The 15,371-nt window shown below is 66.4% G+C and carries 13 protein-coding genes; 3 read left to right on the forward strand and 10 right to left on the reverse strand.

Translation table 11 applies throughout. From position 1 onward, the window contains the following. Positions 1–25: 25 nt before the first annotated feature. The 3 genes from ACHQ4I_RS38835 to ACHQ4I_RS38845 form a co-directional block, all read right to left on the reverse strand. Positions 26–343: a hypothetical protein gene (locus ACHQ4I_RS38835; protein ID WP_420776909.1), complete on the reverse strand. Its 318-nt coding sequence runs from the start codon at positions 341–343 to the stop codon at positions 26–28. A gap of 168 nt (positions 344–511) precedes the next feature. Continuing rightward, entirely contained in the window at positions 512–820 is a 309-nt protein-coding gene (locus tag ACHQ4I_RS38840; RefSeq protein ID WP_420776910.1) for a DUF6802 family protein, read from the reverse strand. 114 nt (positions 821–934) lie between these two features. After that, positions 935–1,132 carry a PspC domain-containing protein gene (locus ACHQ4I_RS38845; protein WP_420776911.1) on the reverse strand — a complete coding sequence of 66 codons (198 nt, stop codon included), beginning with the start codon at positions 1,130–1,132 and terminating at the stop codon, positions 935–937. Between the two features lie 146 nt (positions 1,133–1,278). Here ACHQ4I_RS38845 and ACHQ4I_RS38850 point away from each other — a divergent pair, with 146 nt between their 5' ends. Continuing rightward, positions 1,279–2,931: an ABC-F family ATP-binding cassette domain-containing protein gene (locus ACHQ4I_RS38850; protein ID WP_420776912.1), complete on the forward strand. Its 1,653-nt coding sequence runs from the start codon at positions 1,279–1,281 to the stop codon at positions 2,929–2,931. 73 nt (positions 2,932–3,004) lie between these two features. Here the strand turns inward: ACHQ4I_RS38850 and ACHQ4I_RS38855 are convergent, their stop codons facing one another. The 6 genes from ACHQ4I_RS38855 to ACHQ4I_RS38880 all read right to left on the reverse strand — a co-directional run bounded on the left by ACHQ4I_RS38855 (position 3,005) and on the right by ACHQ4I_RS38880 (position 11,048). After that, on the reverse strand, positions 3,005–3,718 hold the full coding sequence (locus ACHQ4I_RS38855; protein ID WP_420776913.1) for a hypothetical protein: 714 nt from the start codon (positions 3,716–3,718) through the stop codon (positions 3,005–3,007). A gap of 220 nt (positions 3,719–3,938) precedes the next feature. Then, the gene (gene glmM, locus ACHQ4I_RS38860; RefSeq protein ID WP_420776914.1) at positions 3,939–5,315 is read right to left on the reverse strand and encodes a phosphoglucosamine mutase; all 1,377 of its coding nucleotides are present in this window, start codon (positions 5,313–5,315) and stop codon (positions 3,939–3,941) included. Between the two features lie 209 nt (positions 5,316–5,524). Continuing rightward, on the reverse strand, positions 5,525–6,040 hold the full coding sequence (rpsI, locus tag ACHQ4I_RS38865) for a 30S ribosomal protein S9 (protein ID WP_420776915.1): 516 nt from the start codon (positions 6,038–6,040) through the stop codon (positions 5,525–5,527). Then, on the reverse strand, positions 6,037–6,480 hold the full coding sequence (rplM, locus tag ACHQ4I_RS38870; protein ID WP_354951732.1) for a 50S ribosomal protein L13: 444 nt from the start codon (positions 6,478–6,480) through the stop codon (positions 6,037–6,039). Before rplM ends, rpsI begins: the two co-directional genes overlap by 4 nt. A gap of 145 nt (positions 6,481–6,625) precedes the next feature. Further along, positions 6,626–8,416 carry a hypothetical protein gene (locus tag ACHQ4I_RS38875; RefSeq protein WP_420776916.1) on the reverse strand — a complete coding sequence of 597 codons (1,791 nt, stop codon included), beginning with the start codon at positions 8,414–8,416 and terminating at the stop codon, positions 6,626–6,628. Between the two features lie 70 nt (positions 8,417–8,486). Continuing rightward, positions 8,487–11,048 (reverse strand): FHA domain-containing protein, encoded by a 2,562-nt coding sequence (locus ACHQ4I_RS38880; protein WP_420776917.1) that lies wholly within the window; start codon positions 11,046–11,048, stop codon positions 8,487–8,489. Between the two features lie 161 nt (positions 11,049–11,209). On the opposite strand from ACHQ4I_RS38880, the gene ACHQ4I_RS38885 reads away from it, so the two are divergent. Then, positions 11,210–12,601: a neutral zinc metallopeptidase gene (locus ACHQ4I_RS38885; RefSeq protein ID WP_420776918.1), complete on the forward strand. Its 1,392-nt coding sequence runs from the start codon at positions 11,210–11,212 to the stop codon at positions 12,599–12,601. Here ACHQ4I_RS38885 and ACHQ4I_RS38890 read toward each other — a convergent pair. Further along, complete coding sequence (locus tag ACHQ4I_RS38890; RefSeq protein WP_420776919.1) at positions 12,598–13,884, reverse strand: FHA domain-containing protein; 1,287 nt, start codon at positions 13,882–13,884, stop codon at positions 12,598–12,600. The genes ACHQ4I_RS38885 and ACHQ4I_RS38890 overlap by 4 nt on opposite strands. Positions 13,885–14,024: 140 nt before the next feature. On the opposite strand from ACHQ4I_RS38890, the gene ACHQ4I_RS38895 reads away from it, so the two are divergent. Then, positions 14,025–15,230: a DUF7373 family lipoprotein gene (locus ACHQ4I_RS38895; protein ID WP_420776920.1), complete on the forward strand. Its 1,206-nt coding sequence runs from the start codon at positions 14,025–14,027 to the stop codon at positions 15,228–15,230. Positions 15,231–15,371 lie beyond the last annotated feature (141 nt).

A 15,371-nucleotide genomic window follows, 5' to 3' on the forward strand; every position in this document is an offset into this window, starting at 1 on the left:
CTGGCAATTTCACAAAGTTCCAGCATCACAGATTTACCCCCGCCGCGGTAATTTTCTTGACATTCGCATCATCGACGGTCGCGTAGGTATTCGCACTCGTGCTGGCCTGGGTCCCCATTTTGTCCACCGCCGTCTGCCAGTTCTTCAGCCAGGTTCCGATCCGCCCCAATGCGTCCCCGACCTTCTTCCCCTCGGCCGCATAGTCTCGGCCCGCTTGACCAGAACCGAACTTCCAGCCCTGAACGTCGGCAGTCTTACCGCCGACGTTCGCCGCCGAAGTCTTCAGGTTGTTACCGAGCTTCTGCAGCGCGGTTGGATCTACCGTTACCTGTCCAGTCGCCACGAGAACCCTCCATCCCTACTACTACCCCGCGCTCGTCCCCACCCTGGCCGCAATCCAATGCCACAACCGGGTGCTGTACCTATATGGACGCGGCCGGCCCGCGTTCGGTTCCATCGGATCCGTCGCCCAGGTCGTAGTCGTATCAGCAGAAATCTACTGGGTCAGCGGCTAGTGCCCGATCTTCCCCTGATCGGTCCGCACCCACTCCGAGGACCCGTCGGGATGCCGGTGAAACTCCCATGCGGAGTAATCACCGTCCTTCTCCACCACGGTCACCTGGTCGGCGATGCCGTCGTGGTCCCAGTCGGTCCATACCTGCATGGCCTCGGGGCCGGTGGTGGTGACGGTGTCGAGGGTGCCGTCACCGTCGATGTCCTGGGTCGGGTGGTGTAGTTCGACTTCGCCCAAACCGTCCAGGGAGGAGGATGCGTCGATGCCGGGTAGATCCATGCCCGGGAATTCACCTGAGGTGATCAAGACTCCTCCTGGTCGGGACTCGCGTGGTGACACGGCGGTCGATCGGTGGGTACCGGTCCATAGTGTCATCCGCGAGTCCCGGGCGCAGCCGCCCGCCCTATTTGTTGGGGACAATCACTTTTTCGGAATGATCAGCCACAGCACGAGATAGACGATGAACTGCGGGCCCGGGAGCAGGCAGGACAGGACGAAGAGCAGGCGGACGACGTTGGCGTTCCAGCCGAAGTATTCGGCGATGCCACCGCAGACACCGGCGATCCACTTGTCGTTGTCGGAGCGGGTCAGGCGGCGGGTGGGCGCGGGGGCGGTCATGGTGTTCCCTCTCTGGTGATGAGCTGTACAACATCAACTCTGCCGACGAAAATCGCCGCGCGCATCGGCCACATGCCCCATCCCGACCCTGATTTCCACAGGGCCCGGGCTCAGGGTGCAACCCTGAACACGGCAGACTCTGGCAGGTGAGCACCACTCTGCATGCGCGCGGCCTGTCCGCGGGCCACGGCGAACGCACCCTGTTCGACGACCTCGATTTCACCCTCGCACCGGGTGATGTCATCGGTTTGGTCGGGATGAATGGCGCGGGTAAGTCGACGTTGCTGCGCATGCTCGCGGACCGGCGCACCGCGACGGGCAGCATCACGCTGAGCCCGCCGGACGCCACCGTCGGCTATCTCGCGCAGGAACCCGAGCGCGTCGCGGGTGAGACGGTGTTCGAATTCCTCGGCCGCCGAACGGGTGTCACCGCGGCACAGCAGGCGATGGACGCTGCCGCGGAGAGTTTGGCAGACGGTGGCGAGGACGAATACTCGCCCGCATTGGAGCGCTGGCTGGCACTCGGCGGCGCGGATCTCGACCAGCGCGCACAGGAAGTCGCCGCCGATCTCGGCCTCACGGAGAGCCTGCCGAATGGTCTGGACACTCCGATGACCGGGCTCTCCGGTGGTCAGGCGGCCCGGGCCGGACTCGCGTCGGTGCTGTTGTCCCGCTTCGACATTCTGCTGCTCGACGAGCCGACCAATGATCTGGATCTCGACGGCCTCGCCCGCCTGGAACAGTTCGTGACGGGTGTGCGGGTGCCGCTGATGGTGATCAGTCACGACCGAGAGTTCCTGGCACGCACCGTAAATCGAATTGTCGAACTCGATCTGGCGCAACAGCAGGTCGGGATCTATGACGGCAGTTACGACTCGTATCTGATGGAGCGTGAGATCGCCCGCCAGCACGCCCGCGAGGCCTACGAGGAGTACGCCGACACCAAGGCCGGGCTAGAGGCCCGCGCCCAAATGCAGCGCAACTGGCTCGAACACGGGGTTCGCAATGCTCGACGAAAGGCGCGCGACCCCAAGAAGGTCGATTCCGATAAGGCAGGCCGCAAGATGCGCGCGGAATCCACCGAGAAGCAGGCCGCGAAGGCCCGCCAGACCCAGCGCCGCATCGAACGCCTGGACGTGATCGAGGAGCCGCGCAAGGAGTGGGAGCTGCGCATGTCCATCGCCGCGGCACCGCGCAGCGGCTCGGTGGTCGCCACCTTGTCCAATGCCGCTGTCACCCGAGGAGAATTCACCCTCGGCCCGATCACCACCCAGGTCGACTGGGCCGACCGCATCGTGCTGACCGGCGCCAATGGTTCGGGTAAATCCACACTCCTCGCACTATTGCTCGGAAAGATCCAGCCGGACAACGGAACCGCCACCCTCGGCTCCGGCGTCGAAATCGGCGAGGTCGACCAGGCGCGCGGCTTGTTCCGCGGAAGTGCCGCCCTCGCAGCCACTTTCAGCAACGAAATGCCCGACTGGCCCGACGCCGAAGTCCGCACCCTGCTGGCCAAATTCGGCCTGCGCGGCCCACATGTCCTACGTCCCTGCGAAACCCTCTCCCCCGGCGAACGCACCCGCGCCGCCCTCGCGCTCCTCCAAGCCCGCGGCGTCAACCTACTGGTCCTCGACGAGCCGACCAACCACCTCGACCTACCCGCCATCGAACAACTCGAGCAAGCCATCGAATCCTTCGAAGGCACAATGCTTCTGGTGACCCACGACCGCCGCATGCTCGACTCGATCACCGCCACCAGGCGCTGGCACATCGATAACGGCCGACTCACCGAAAGCTAGGGATTTCCTTCAACGAATTGGCGCCGTAGCGAGCATGGCACTGTGGTGTACTTTCGGGCCACGGCAGGTCGAATCATCCATCGGGCCCGTCGCGAGAGGGCATGGCCTCGATACGGCGTGATCGCCTCCTGGATCCATCACCTCGACTCGATCCGCCACTCGTATCGGGGTTGGATAGCTCGGTATTGACGCAGCGCAGGCGGGCGGAGAGGGGAGATCTAGGTCGGGGGTCGGCCAGCGCGATCAGATCGGCGGCTCGGGCGTAGCCGCGGCGTCTGTGGTGACGTTGGACTTCGACCGTGAGTGCTGCGCGCGAAATACCCAGGCGCAGTGCGGATTCCAGGGTCGCCAATGCTTCGGATCGATGGGCGGTGCGGGCTACGTCGATCGCGGTTCGGGTGGGGTTGGTGGTCACGATGCCGTGGGTCAGTTCGAGTTCGGCCTTGTCGACGTGGTCGCGATGGACGATGAGGCGGCAGGAGCGCGAATCCTGCACGCCCAGTACATGGGTGGGATGGCCGGGCGGTATCGCGAAGCCGTGTAGTTCGGCGGCGGTGTGGTAGGCGGCGATCAGGGTGGGCACCCCCATGGACAGTCGTGCCGCCTCGACGCGGAGCCGGGCGGAGGACGGGGTACTGGCCTCGCGGTAGACGCCGCGGAAGACCTGCACCCACTCACCCCGGTCGAGTAAGGCACGCATCTCCGTGCGGGTGTACTCGCACAGCACCTGCCATGAGGTGAACACCCCGAATTGCTTGTCCCGTACTTCTTCCAGGCCTGGTCTCATGCGCCAACTATCGGCGAAACCGAACCTCGCCCTCGGAGCCCGACCAGGGCGAACAGAAAGTCTGTGGATAACCGGTTCCCTGTGGACAACTCGCCGTCCCACAGCGAACCTTCGAAGCTCGGTAGGCCACCCGAGGCAGCGCGGCACAGATGCGTGCGTGCGGCTGCCATCCCGAGTGCGCAGCTGCTGTGCGCGACGGGGCGAGTGGCTGATCGCGCGACTACACCGCGGCGACGCGCTTGGCCAAGTCGTCGGCCAGTTGCTGGGCCTGTACCAGGTCGGTGGCCTCGACCATGACCCGAACCAGTTGCTCGGTTCCGCTGGGGCGCAACAGGATTCGACCGGAGTCGCCGAGGACGCGTTCGGCTTCCAGTACCGCGTCACGGATTTCGGGGGCGGCGGCGACCAATGCTTTGTCGGTCACCGGGACGTTCACCAGGACCTGGGGCACGGTCTGCAGTACCGATGCCAAATCGCCCAGCGTGCGGCGGGTTCGGGCCATGCGGGCCATCAGTTTCAGGCCGGTGAGGATGCCGTCGCCGGTGGTGCCGTAGTCGGGGAAGACCACGTGGCCGGATTGTTCGCCGCCGAGGTTGTAACCGCCGCGGCGCAGTTCCTCGAGGACGTAGCGGTCGCCGACGGCGGTGGTACGCAAGGTGATTCCGGCTTCGCGCATCGCGATGTGCAGGCCCAGGTTGCTCATGACCGTGGCGACCAGGGTGTTATGGGCGAGCGAGCCGGTTTCGTGCATGTCCAGTGCGAGGATGGCCAGGATCGCGTCGCCGTCGACGATCGCGCCGTCGGCGTCGACGGCCAGGGTGCGGTCGGCGTCGCCGTCGTGGGCGATGCCCAGGTCCGCACCGTGTTCACGGACCGCGCGCTGGATCTGGTCCAGATGTGTCGATCCGCAACCATCGTTGATATTCAGACCATCCGGCTCGGCATTGATCGCGATCACCGTGGCGCCGGCCTCGCGGTAGGCGGCGGGTCCGACCTCGGCGGCCGCGCCGTGCGCGCAGTCGACCACGACGGTCAACCCGGACAGATCCTGCCCGGTCGCCTCGACCAGATGCTCGACGTACCGTTCGTGCGTTCCGGCCACGCTGTACTGATCCGGAATGACCAGTCCGTGGTCCCGGGCGCCCGACGCGTTCACCACCCGGCCGATGGCGGCGCCGACCGGCCGCTGCGGTGTGCCCTGGGCGATCAGCGCCTCGATCCGATCCTCGATCGCGTCATCGAGCTTGTGCCCGCCCGCCGCGAAGATCTTGATCCCGTTGTCCGGCATGGGATTGTGCGACGCCGAGATCATGACGCCGAGGCAGGCGTCGTACAGACCGGTCAGATATGCCACGGCGGGCGTCGGAAGCACCCCCACCGAAAGCACATTCACGCCCGCGGCGGTCAGGCCCGCGGTCACCGCGGCCTCGAGCATTTCGCCGCTGGCGCGTGGATCGCGACCGACCACGGCGAGCGCGCGCTTCTTGCCGCGGCTCAGGATCTGCGCCGCCGCTCCGGAAACCTGTAGTGCCAGTTCCGGACTCAGTGATCCGTTGGCAAGCCCCCGGACTCCGTCGGTGCCGAACAAACGTCCCATACCCTCGCCCATTCATCGGTGGATCCGCGGCGTGCCCGAAGGCGACAGCCCGTGCGGCCGGACAGTGCTCCGCGAATACCTCGAGTTAATACAGCACGAGAGCAGGCGCCCAGCGGTGCTGGAAGCCTGCTCTCGCACAGGTGCCCCGCCGACCGTACCGTCTCCGACACCTCCAGGGTGACGGAAGACGGCGGCCGACGCAGCCAAAATCAGCGCTTCGAGTACTGAGGCGCCTTGCGGGCCTTCTTGAGGCCGTACTTCTTGCGCTCGGTGGCACGCGGGTCACGGGTGAGGAATCCGGCCCGCTTCAGGGCGGGACGGTCATCCGGGGTGACCTCGATGAGCGCACGGGCGATGGCCAGGCGCAGCGCACCGGCCTGGCCCGAGGGGCCGCCGCCGACGAGACGCGCGTGGATGTCGAAGGACTCGGTCCGCTCGACGGTCACCAGCGGGGACTTGACCAGCTGCTGGTGCACCTTGTTCGGGAAGTAGTCCTCGATGGTGCGGCCGTTCAGCACGAAGTTGCCGGTACCCGGCAGCAGGCGCACGCGAACGACGGCCTCCTTGCGTCGACCGACGGTCTGCACCGGGCGGTCGATCACGATCGGGGCGAAGGTGGCGGGCTCGGACTCGTAGCCGTACTCCTCGTCGACGACCTCGACGTTGGCGTCCTCGACGACCGCGTCGTCAGAGTAGTCCTCGTTGAATTCCTCGGGAGCGGTCACTGGGCCACCTGCTTGATCTCGAACGGAATGGGCTGCTGGGCGGCGTGCGGATGCGTCGGGCCCGCGTAGACCTTCAGCTTGCCCGCGATGGCGTTGCCGAGCTTGTTCTTCGGGATCATGCCCTTGACGGCCTTCTCCACGAGACGATCGGGACGCGACTCCAACACCTGACCGACAGTGCGCGACTTGAGGCCGCCCGGGTGTCCGCTGTGGTGGTGGATCAGCTTGTCCGACTTCTTGTTACCGGAGATGGCAACCTTGTCGGCGTTGATGATGATGACGAAGTCGCCGCCATCGAAGTTCGGCGCGTAGGTCGGCTTGGTCTTGCCGCGCAGCAGATTCGCTGCCTGGACGGCGAGACGGCCGAGCACTACGTCAGTGGCGTCGATGACGTACCACTTACGGGTCACGTCACCCGCCTTGGGGCTGTACGTAGGCACAGTGGTTCCCTGTCTGTAGTCGGTGTTGCCAGCCACGGCGTGTGGTCGAGCGAGTTCCCGGCGGCCGGTGGAGACCCGGGGCTCGACGTGCGTTCACACGCCAACGGGCAACGATACCAGCGATGCCCCAGCGGTATGAAACCGGTCAGATCTCGATCGGCGGACCGTGGTCGATGGCGCCGGGCGGGCCGGGCACCACATAGCGGGGGACGTCGACGCTCAGCTGCGCGCACTCCGCTCCGGCGGCGTCGTATCCGGAGTCTTGCGGTTCCGACACCAGGCCCTGGTCGTATCCGCGCGCGGCGGCGATGCCTTCACGCTGTTCATTGGTGACGTATGGGGTCAACGGACAGGAGACCGGCGTCGCACCCGCGACCGAGGCGGCCAGTTCGACCCGGTCGCCACCGGACGGCACGGCCATCGCGGCCAATGCGGCGGCACCGGCGACTGCCTGTGCGCCGAACAACTTGCCCCACCGCTTGCCCTTGCGCGGCTTGTCCTCGTCGTCGTCCGATTCCCGTGGACGCTCATGCCACTCGGAACCTTGTCCCTGCGGAGGTTGGTAGGGACCGCGCGGCCCGAGCGGCGGCACGGGCCCTTGCGGCGGGGGTCCCTGAGGTGCGGGCCCCTGGGAACGCCCCATCACGGTGGTCCGCTGGTCATCGGGATACTGCCCGGGCGGGCGGGTGAATCGACTCCCCAACTCGGCGAGGTTCGGCGGCAGAGCTTCCCGGCTGACGCGAGTGGTCGGCTCCTCACCCGTCGGCTCGGAGGGCTGCACGGTCGGATAGCCGGGCCCGTACTGAACCACCGGCCCATGCGATTGCGCGGCTTCGGGATGCCCCTGCCCTTGCTCCGAACGAACGGGCGGCTGCTCCGGTCGACCCGGCACCTGCTCAGGTCGCCCCTGCAACGCCTCCGCCTGCCGCTGCGCCGACAACGCCTGCGCCTGCGCGGCCTCCACCTGCCGCTGCGCCGAAAGCGCCTGCTGCTGCGCCGATTCGGCCTGCTGCTGCACCGACTCCACCTGCCGCTCCCGCGACACCGGCGACGGCGCGGGCTCGGCATGCCGACCCGCCGACTCGGGCTCCCCGTTCTCGTTATCGGTCACCAGCAGATGGGAGGCGCCGAGCACCAGCGCGTGCATCGGGTGATCGGCCACGTGCAACCGGTGTCCGAGATGGTTCTGGAAGGCCAGCCGCAATGCGTCGTTGAAGCAGACATTGCCCGAAAGCAGCACCGTCGAGGTGTCCGCGCCGATCGAGCGGGCCGCGGCCATCACCTCGATCACCACATTGTCGGCCGACCGCGCATCGCGCATGGCCTCGGCGGTCACCGGCACGTCGACGGATTCGGTCGGCTGCTCATCGTCCCCGTGCACCGCGACCACGAGCACGGTCCGCCCGTCGGAGTACACCCCGGTCGCGCCGATGCCGCGCGGATTGCGCTCATCCGGCGAGCGCACCAGCCCCAGCGCGCGCACGTAGCCGGACAGCGCGACGCTCTCCGGCAGCGGCTCCACCGTGACGTCCAGCCGTTCCACCAACTCGACGTATACATCGACCTTCGCGTCGGGCCAGCCGTCCGGGAAGGGCAGGGCCACCAGATCCGGCTTACCGCGCAGATATTTGCCGATGGCCGCGAGCGGGTTGTACATGCGGGCCCGGAACACCAGTTCGGCGGGCCACGTCGCACCGGCCACCACGATCTGCGGATGTCCGAGGATGTCGCGCACATCGGCGATCGCCATCCCCAGGTCCGGCCGCTGCCGTTCCACACCGGCGGTATGCAGCCGGCCCGATGAATCCGCCAGCAGATATGCGGGCGGCGTATATGTTCCTTCTACCTGTACCGGGCGGATCGGTGTCCCACCGCCGCCTGCGGCAACGGACACCACATCCCATCCGAGATGTACTGCCCCAACTCGCACCGTCACAGGCATAAGTGTGCCTGCTGTGCGACGGACATGCTCACCGCATCCGGATAGACCCCCGATGAGTAGCGGCTCACGCGGTGGACTTTCGCAGCCGCAGGCGGCGCCAGGTGATGAACGCGAGCACCGCGGTAATCGCGACGAGCAGGGCGACATCGAGATACCAGATACCCGGCTCGTGTTTCCACAGCGCATCGGGTTGCGCGTTGGCGAACAGTGTCCGAATATCTACCGTCGACGCACCGGCCGCATATCCCCAGCGCGACGGGAACAGCCACGAGATCTGCTCGAGCACGACCCGATTGGTCACCGGGATCAGACCGCCCGCCATCACCAGCTGGACCATGATCATCACCACGAGCATCGGCATCACCTGCTCGTTCGACTTCGCCAGGCTCGAAAGCAGCAGGCCGAAGACCACACAGCAGACCGCGGTCAAGGCGATATCGAGATACAGCTCGGCCGGTCCGTTCGGGATCACCGAACCTTCGAGCGGCGGCTTCTTGCCGACCAGCGTGATCCCCACCAGCACCGCTGCCTGCAGGAACGCGGTAATGCTGAACACGGCGATCTTGGCAAGCAGATAGGCCGACGGCAGCAACCCGACCGCGCGCTCGCGATAGAAGATGGTGCGCTCGCCGACCAGATCGCGCACGGTGAGCGTGGAACCCATGAAGCAGGCGCCCAGAATCAACACCACCAGCAGCTGCTGTGTCTCGCCGCCGCCGGAGGGGACGAAGAGTGTCTCGTTGCCGCTCTGCACCTGCTCCAGCGGACCCGATTGGAAACCATTACTGCCCGGCACCACCAGTGACAACGCACCGAGGATGAACGGCAGGATCACCAGGAACGCGAGGTAGCCGCGATCCGCGAAGATCAACCGCACCTGCCGCCGCGCCAAGGTGGAGAACTGTTTGCCGCGCCCGGACTGCGGTGGACTGCCCGCCGATCCCGGCCGCGGCGGCGCGGGCGGTGGCGGCGGTGGCGCGAACGCCTGCCTGGACCGATACGCGGCGAACGCCTGATCCGGGTTGGCGGCCACTCGACCGAAGATCTCGGCCCAGTCGCTGGTGCCCATGGCCGCGCCGACGCTGGCCGGATGTCCGCAGAAGGCCGTCTTGCCGCCAGGGGCGAGCAGCAGCACCTGATCGCACATGTCAAGGCAAGCCACCGAATGGGTTACGACAATGACGGTGCGCCCGGCATCGGCCAGTTCGCGCAGCATCACCATCACCTGACGGTCCAGCGCCGGATCCAGACCCGAGGTCGGCTCGTCCAGGATCAGCAGCGACGGACCGGTGAGCAGTTCCAGTGCCACCGACGCGCGCTTGCGCTGACCGCCGGAGAGCCGGTCGACCCTGGTGTCGGCGTGTTCGGTGAGCGAAAGTTCTTTCAGCACACCGTCGATCACCTTCTGCCGGTCGGCCTTCGAGTTGTCCGGCGGCAGCCGCAGTTCGGCGGCATAGCCGAGGGCCTGGCGCACGGTCAGCTGACGGTGCAGCACATCGTCCTGCGGCACCATGCCGATGCGGGAGCGCAGCGCCTCGTATTCGGCGTGCAGGTTGCGGCCCTCGAAGGTGACCACACCGCCGGAGGGGTGGGTGGTGCCCGCGATCAATTTCGACAGCGTCGACTTGCCCGCGCCCGACGGACCGATGAGCGCGGTGAGCGTGCCCCGCCCCGCCTGCATATTGACATCGACGAGCAGCTGCTTATTGCCCTCGACGGTGAAGCCGACGCCGTGCACGTGCAGGCCCTGTTCGGCGACCGGCTTCTGCCGATGCACCAAAGTGCCCTGCTGGACGACGAAGTCGATATTGCCGATGGTGATGATGTCGCGCTCGCGCAGCACCGTGCGCTGCTCGCGATGACCGTTGACGAAGGTGCCGTTGGCCGAGCCCAGGTCCTCGATGGTCAGGCCCTCGGAGGCCGCGACCAGGCGGGCGTGCTTGCGCGAGGCCAGCGGATCGTTGACGACGATCTGGTTGTCGGAGGTGCGACCGATACCGAGTCCGCCGGGCGGCAGGCGGTCGGCCCTGGCGACCGGGGCGGTGGACGGACGCGAGCGGACCGGCGGCAGCATCGAGGTATCGGCCTTGAAGGTCATATTGACGTTCGGCTGCTGCGGCTGGGCGGGCGGTGGTTGCTGGGGTTGCGGCTGCGAAGGCGGCTGTGGGTGTTCCGGCCGTTGCTGTTGCGGACGCTGCTGGGACGGTGGTGGTGTCTGCGGTGTCCGTCGCGGATGCTGATACCCCGGCGGCACCGACGACTGCTGCTGCGACGCGGGCGGCTGCGCAATCGGAGCGCGCGGCCGCGACGACTGCGCCGCGGGCAGCAGATGCAGTAGCGGACCACTGATCGCATCACCGAGACGCACCTGCGTCGGCCGGGTGATCGGCACCGGCTGACTCAATCGTCGAGCATCCACGAAAACGCCGTTGGTGCTGCCATTGTCGGTGAGTACCCAGCTGTTCCCCTGCCAGGCGAGCGTCGCGTGCACTCGCGAGACCAGCGGGCTGTCCACGAACAGCGTCACTTCCGGTGCGCGGCCCATCGTGACCTGTTGATTCGAATCGAAGACCCGTTCGGTTCCATCATGGCGCACGGTGATGGTCTGCGCCCCCGGTGAAGACATGCAGCGGATACTATTCCATCACCCGGACTTCGGCGGTGCCCCCGATGCGCCTATTGCCCCGATCCGGCGACCGTTATGAACGCGCTACCGGCCGACTAGGGGGAGCCTTGCCGAAACTCCGAGCGACCGCAGTCATTGCCGCAGCGCTATGCGTAATCGTAATGTTGGCGGGCTGTACTCGTGCGGTGAGCGGTCGAGCGGTTTCGGTGTACGACGATCCGTTCAAGGTCGCCGGACTGCCCACCACGAGCGGTCCGAGCGGACCGCGCCCCGGCGTCCCCGATACCTCGCTCACCGCGATCAACGGCGACAGCGGTGAGGTGGACGCCTTGGCGCTCAATGCGATCGAGGATATTCAGACCTATTGGCGCGCCGAATACAGCAAGGACTTCGACGGCGAGTTCAAACCGGTCGACAAGCTGATCTCCTGGAGCGCGAAGGCGCCGCGCAGTCAGGCGCTCGAATTCTGCAAGGAATCCACCTATCACCTGGTGAACGCCGCCTACTGCCGACTGGACAACTCCATCGGCTGGGACCGGTCGGTGCTGTTGCCGACGATCGAGGACACCTTCGGCAAGATGGCGGTGATCATGGTGCTGGCCCATGAATACGGGCACGCCATCCAAACGCTGGCCAAAATCGTGCAGACGAAGGATCCGGTGATCGTCAAGGAACAGCAGGCGGACTGTTTCTCGGGTGCGTTCATTCGTCATGTGGCCGAAGGCAAATCGAAACACTTCACCATCAACACCTCCGACGGCCTGAACTCGGTGCTGGCCGCGACGGTCGCGATTCGGGATTCCAATCCCGATGATCCCGAGAGTGTGCACGGTTCGGCATTCGAGCGCGTCACGGCCGTGCAGATCGGCTTCACCGACGGGCCGAAGGCCTGCAAGGCCATTGATATGAACGAGATCTCGCGCCGCCGCGGCAATTTGCCGCAGAGCTTCAGGGACGATCCCGGCCACGGTGAGAATCCGATCGATAAGGACAGCCTGATCGAGCTCAGCAAGGCCCTCGCCGCGATCCTGCCGCTTAAACAAGAGCCGACCTACGACTACTCCGGCGCGAAGATCGACTGCAAGAACGGCATCGCCACCCCGCCGGTTTCCTATTGTCCCGCCAAGAACACCATCGCGACCGATGTGCCCGCACTCGCCCAGCGCGGCACCTCCAATGCCGACGACAAAGATCCGTTGCCGCTCAAGGTAACCGGCGACTACAACGGGTACGTCGTGTTCATCTCGCGCTACACCCTTGCCGTGCAGCAGAGCAACGGCCAGAAGCTCATCGGCGCGAAGACCGGACTGCGCGCGGCCTGTCTGTCGGGTGTGGTCACCGGCAAGCTCGCGCAACCAGGTCGGACCCAGTCGCAGGGCGATATCGTCTTGGCCGCAGGCGATCTCGACGAGGCGGTCTCCGGACTGTTGGCCGACGGGCTCGCGGCCAGCGATGCCGAGGGCAAGACCGTGCCGAGCGGGTTCTCCCGGGTCGACGCGTTCCGCGCCGGGGTGCTCAATGGCGAGCACACCTGCACCTCGCGGTATTCCTAACCGAACGGCGGCGGGGCGGCGGGCTCGTACCGCAGCACCCGGTTGCCGATCATGACCTCGGTGCCCGGCATCAGCACCATCGGCTGGTGGGGTGTCAGGCGGATCCAATCGCGGTAACCGGGCAGTCGGGTGCGGGTGCCGTTGGTGGAACCCCGATCCACCAGGGACACATCCCAATTCACCAGCAGGACCTCGGCGTGCGCGCGGGACATGCCGCCGGAGGAGTCCTCGACCTTCAGCGGCACCATGCCGCGGCGCGCCTGTTCGGAATGCTCCGGATCGCGACCGAGGACCGCATCCGCGGCCAGCATGTAGGTCATGCCGTCATCGAGGACCAGCATGCCGAGCGGCGGGCGAACCACCTCGATCAACTGCTGCGTCTGATCCACCGGCATCCCGCACACCGTGCAGAAGGCCGAGCGCGGATCGCTGGGATGTGCTCGCGCGCACTTGAATCCCATCACCTTGACCGTCAGCGCGGTGGCCTTGGCCGTGGCCTCGAGCCGACGCTGCAGATCCGGATCGGGACGCGGGGCCGGGTTGGTGCCGCCCATCTGGGTCGGCGCCTGATGCGGGTCGACCGATTGCTGGTCCTGGACCGAATCGAGCATCGCGGTCGAGGCCCGGGTCTCGGTCAGCTGCAGTTCGGGTTCCGGGCGCTGGGTCGGGCCGGAATCGATGCGGGCGGTCCGCGGCGGCGGTCGATGCGCGGCCTCGGATGGCGCCGATGCGAACCTGCCGCGCACCGCGTCGGACCAGACGATCGCGCCGCCCGCCTGCGCTATCCCCTCCACCAGCCAGCCGATCCCCCGCTCGGCGGGCAGCTCTGGAATGCGGCCGTTGGGGTCGTCGACGTATAACGCGACCGCCCGCGCGGGCACCGTCGCCACCCGATCCACCGTGAAGGCGGCATCGCTGCCCCGGTAGCGCTCGAGCGCCGAGTCACCGGCCAGCACCGCGGTGATCGCGCCGTGCAGGAAGATCGCCACCCCGCCGGTCTCGGCCGCGGACAGGATGCCGAGATCGATCGGCTCGCCGGGACTGATCTGCTCGGCATGTTTCATGAGCCAGCGGGTTGCAGCGCGCGCGACCAGCGCGCCAGGGCCGTCGGGCTGCTGTTCGGCGGCCTCGCGGACGAGTTCGGCCAGTGATTCCAGTGCGACGACGGCGGGTGAATCCGGAGTCAGTCGCGCCCGCCCGCGATGCGCGACGAGCACCACCGCGCCCGCGACCCGGGCGACGGCGTGATTTCCGGCGACAACCTCAACCTGCCGATCCTTCAACGCTATCGGCCTCCTATGGATAGGCATCGCAGGGTTGTCGTCACACACCCAAGGGTATTGCAATCCACACCTCATAGGCCCCCCTGCCCGGCGTCCGTCCGGTAACTTCAGATGCACAACGGGAGGACAAGGGGTCTGTCATGGTCAGGACTTCGCGTATCGCGTTTGCCGTGGCTTGCATCGCCTTGGCAGGGGTGCTGGCCGGATGCAGCGGCGTCCAGGGCACGCCGCTGGCGGCGGAACAGGACGTGCGCAAACTGGAGGTCGGCACCTATCCGGTCGATCGGCACACCTACGACCAGTCCGCGGGCTCGAACGGGGCACTGCTCGAGGGCATGCGCATGTCCGAGGCCGTGGTCGGGACCACGAAGATCGACCCGTCGCTCAATTACGGACGCGAAGGCAAGGTTCTCAGCAGCATCGACGATGCCGTCGAGCATGTCGCATCCGCGTCCAGGCCGGTGCTGGTGAACCGCAACTTCCTCACCGGATATGCCAGCAGCGGATCGGATAAGCCCGATCCGGCCGGTCAAACCCGGCCGTCGGCCGACACCACCGCGATCACCAATGTCGTATTCCGGTTCCCGGACGAGGCCACCGCGAAAATCGCCGCCCGCGAACTCGAAGATGCCGATATCAACATCTCCCCCGACAACCGCAAATTGCCGTCGAACAAATACCCGGATGCCTATATCCATTGGCGCCCCGGCATCGCCAATATCGGAACCTTCATGGCGCACAAGGAGTTCGTCATCTCGCTGTTCGTCGGACGCCCGCGCGCGGACGGTCCGGACCTGCTGAACTGGGTCGAGAAGACGCTCGACGCCCAGGTGCCCGCGCTGGACAAATTCCAGGCCACACCGAAGGACCAGTTGAACAACCTGAAGGTCGATCCGGAGGGCATGCTCGCGCGCGTGGTGGTCGCCGATCGTCGCGGTCACAGCCCGAATGCCGATAACTTCGCGGTCTACGGACCCAGTTATTTCGTCCAATCGGCCGAGGACCAGACCAAGACCCAGAAGCTGGTGGACGAGGTCGGGGTGGAGCGATTCGCCGTCGTCGACAACGGTTCGGTCACCCGGGTCCGCGACTATCCGGCCGCGCAGAAGTTCATCGAGGGACTGATGGCCGAGGTGCGCGACACCTTCGACCCGCTCGACGCCCCCAAGGATGTGCCGGGCGCGAAATGCTTGCAGCTCAATAGCAAAGGCGATCCGGACCGGCAGTACAAATACCGCTGCTACGTGGCGTACAAGCGGTATGTCGGTGTGGTCACCAGTGATAGGGAGCCGGATGTGCGGCAGAAGGTGAGCGCGCAGTACGCGCTGTTGGCCAACAGCTTCTGACACAGCGCGTCCAACTCGGTCTCGACTTCACCGCGACCGTCATCGACGACCTCAAACCGTTCGTGCCGTTCGCAACTAATTCGCAGGTTCGGAAGCAGTGCTTCTGGAAAAGCTGATACCGGTGCGCGAGGCCAGGTGAAG

The organism is Nocardia nepalensis, assembly GCF_048910785.1.
Taxonomy (GTDB): Bacteria; Actinomycetota; Actinomycetes; order Mycobacteriales; family Mycobacteriaceae; genus Nocardia; species Nocardia nepalensis.

Excerpts from the sequence above, each read along its gene's own strand:
- ACHQ4I_RS38845 (WP_420776911.1), bottom strand. The coding sequence starts at position 1,132 with ATGACCGCCCCCGCGCCCACCCGCCGCCTGACCCGCTCCGACAACGAC.
- glmM (WP_420776914.1), bottom strand. The coding sequence starts at position 5,315 with ATGGGACGTTTGTTCGGCACCGACGGAGTCCGGGGGCTTGCCAACGGA.
- ACHQ4I_RS38855 (WP_420776913.1), bottom strand. The coding sequence starts at position 3,718 with ATGAGACCAGGCCTGGAAGAAGTACGGGACAAGCAATTCGGGGTGTTC.
- ACHQ4I_RS38895 (WP_420776920.1), top strand. The coding sequence starts at position 14,025 with ATGGTCAGGACTTCGCGTATCGCGTTTGCCGTGGCTTGCATCGCCTTG.
- ACHQ4I_RS38880 (WP_420776917.1), bottom strand. The coding sequence starts at position 11,048 with ATGTCTTCACCGGGGGCGCAGACCATCACCGTGCGCCATGATGGAACC.
- ACHQ4I_RS38885 (WP_420776918.1), top strand. The coding sequence starts at position 11,210 with ATGTTGGCGGGCTGTACTCGTGCGGTGAGCGGTCGAGCGGTTTCGGTG.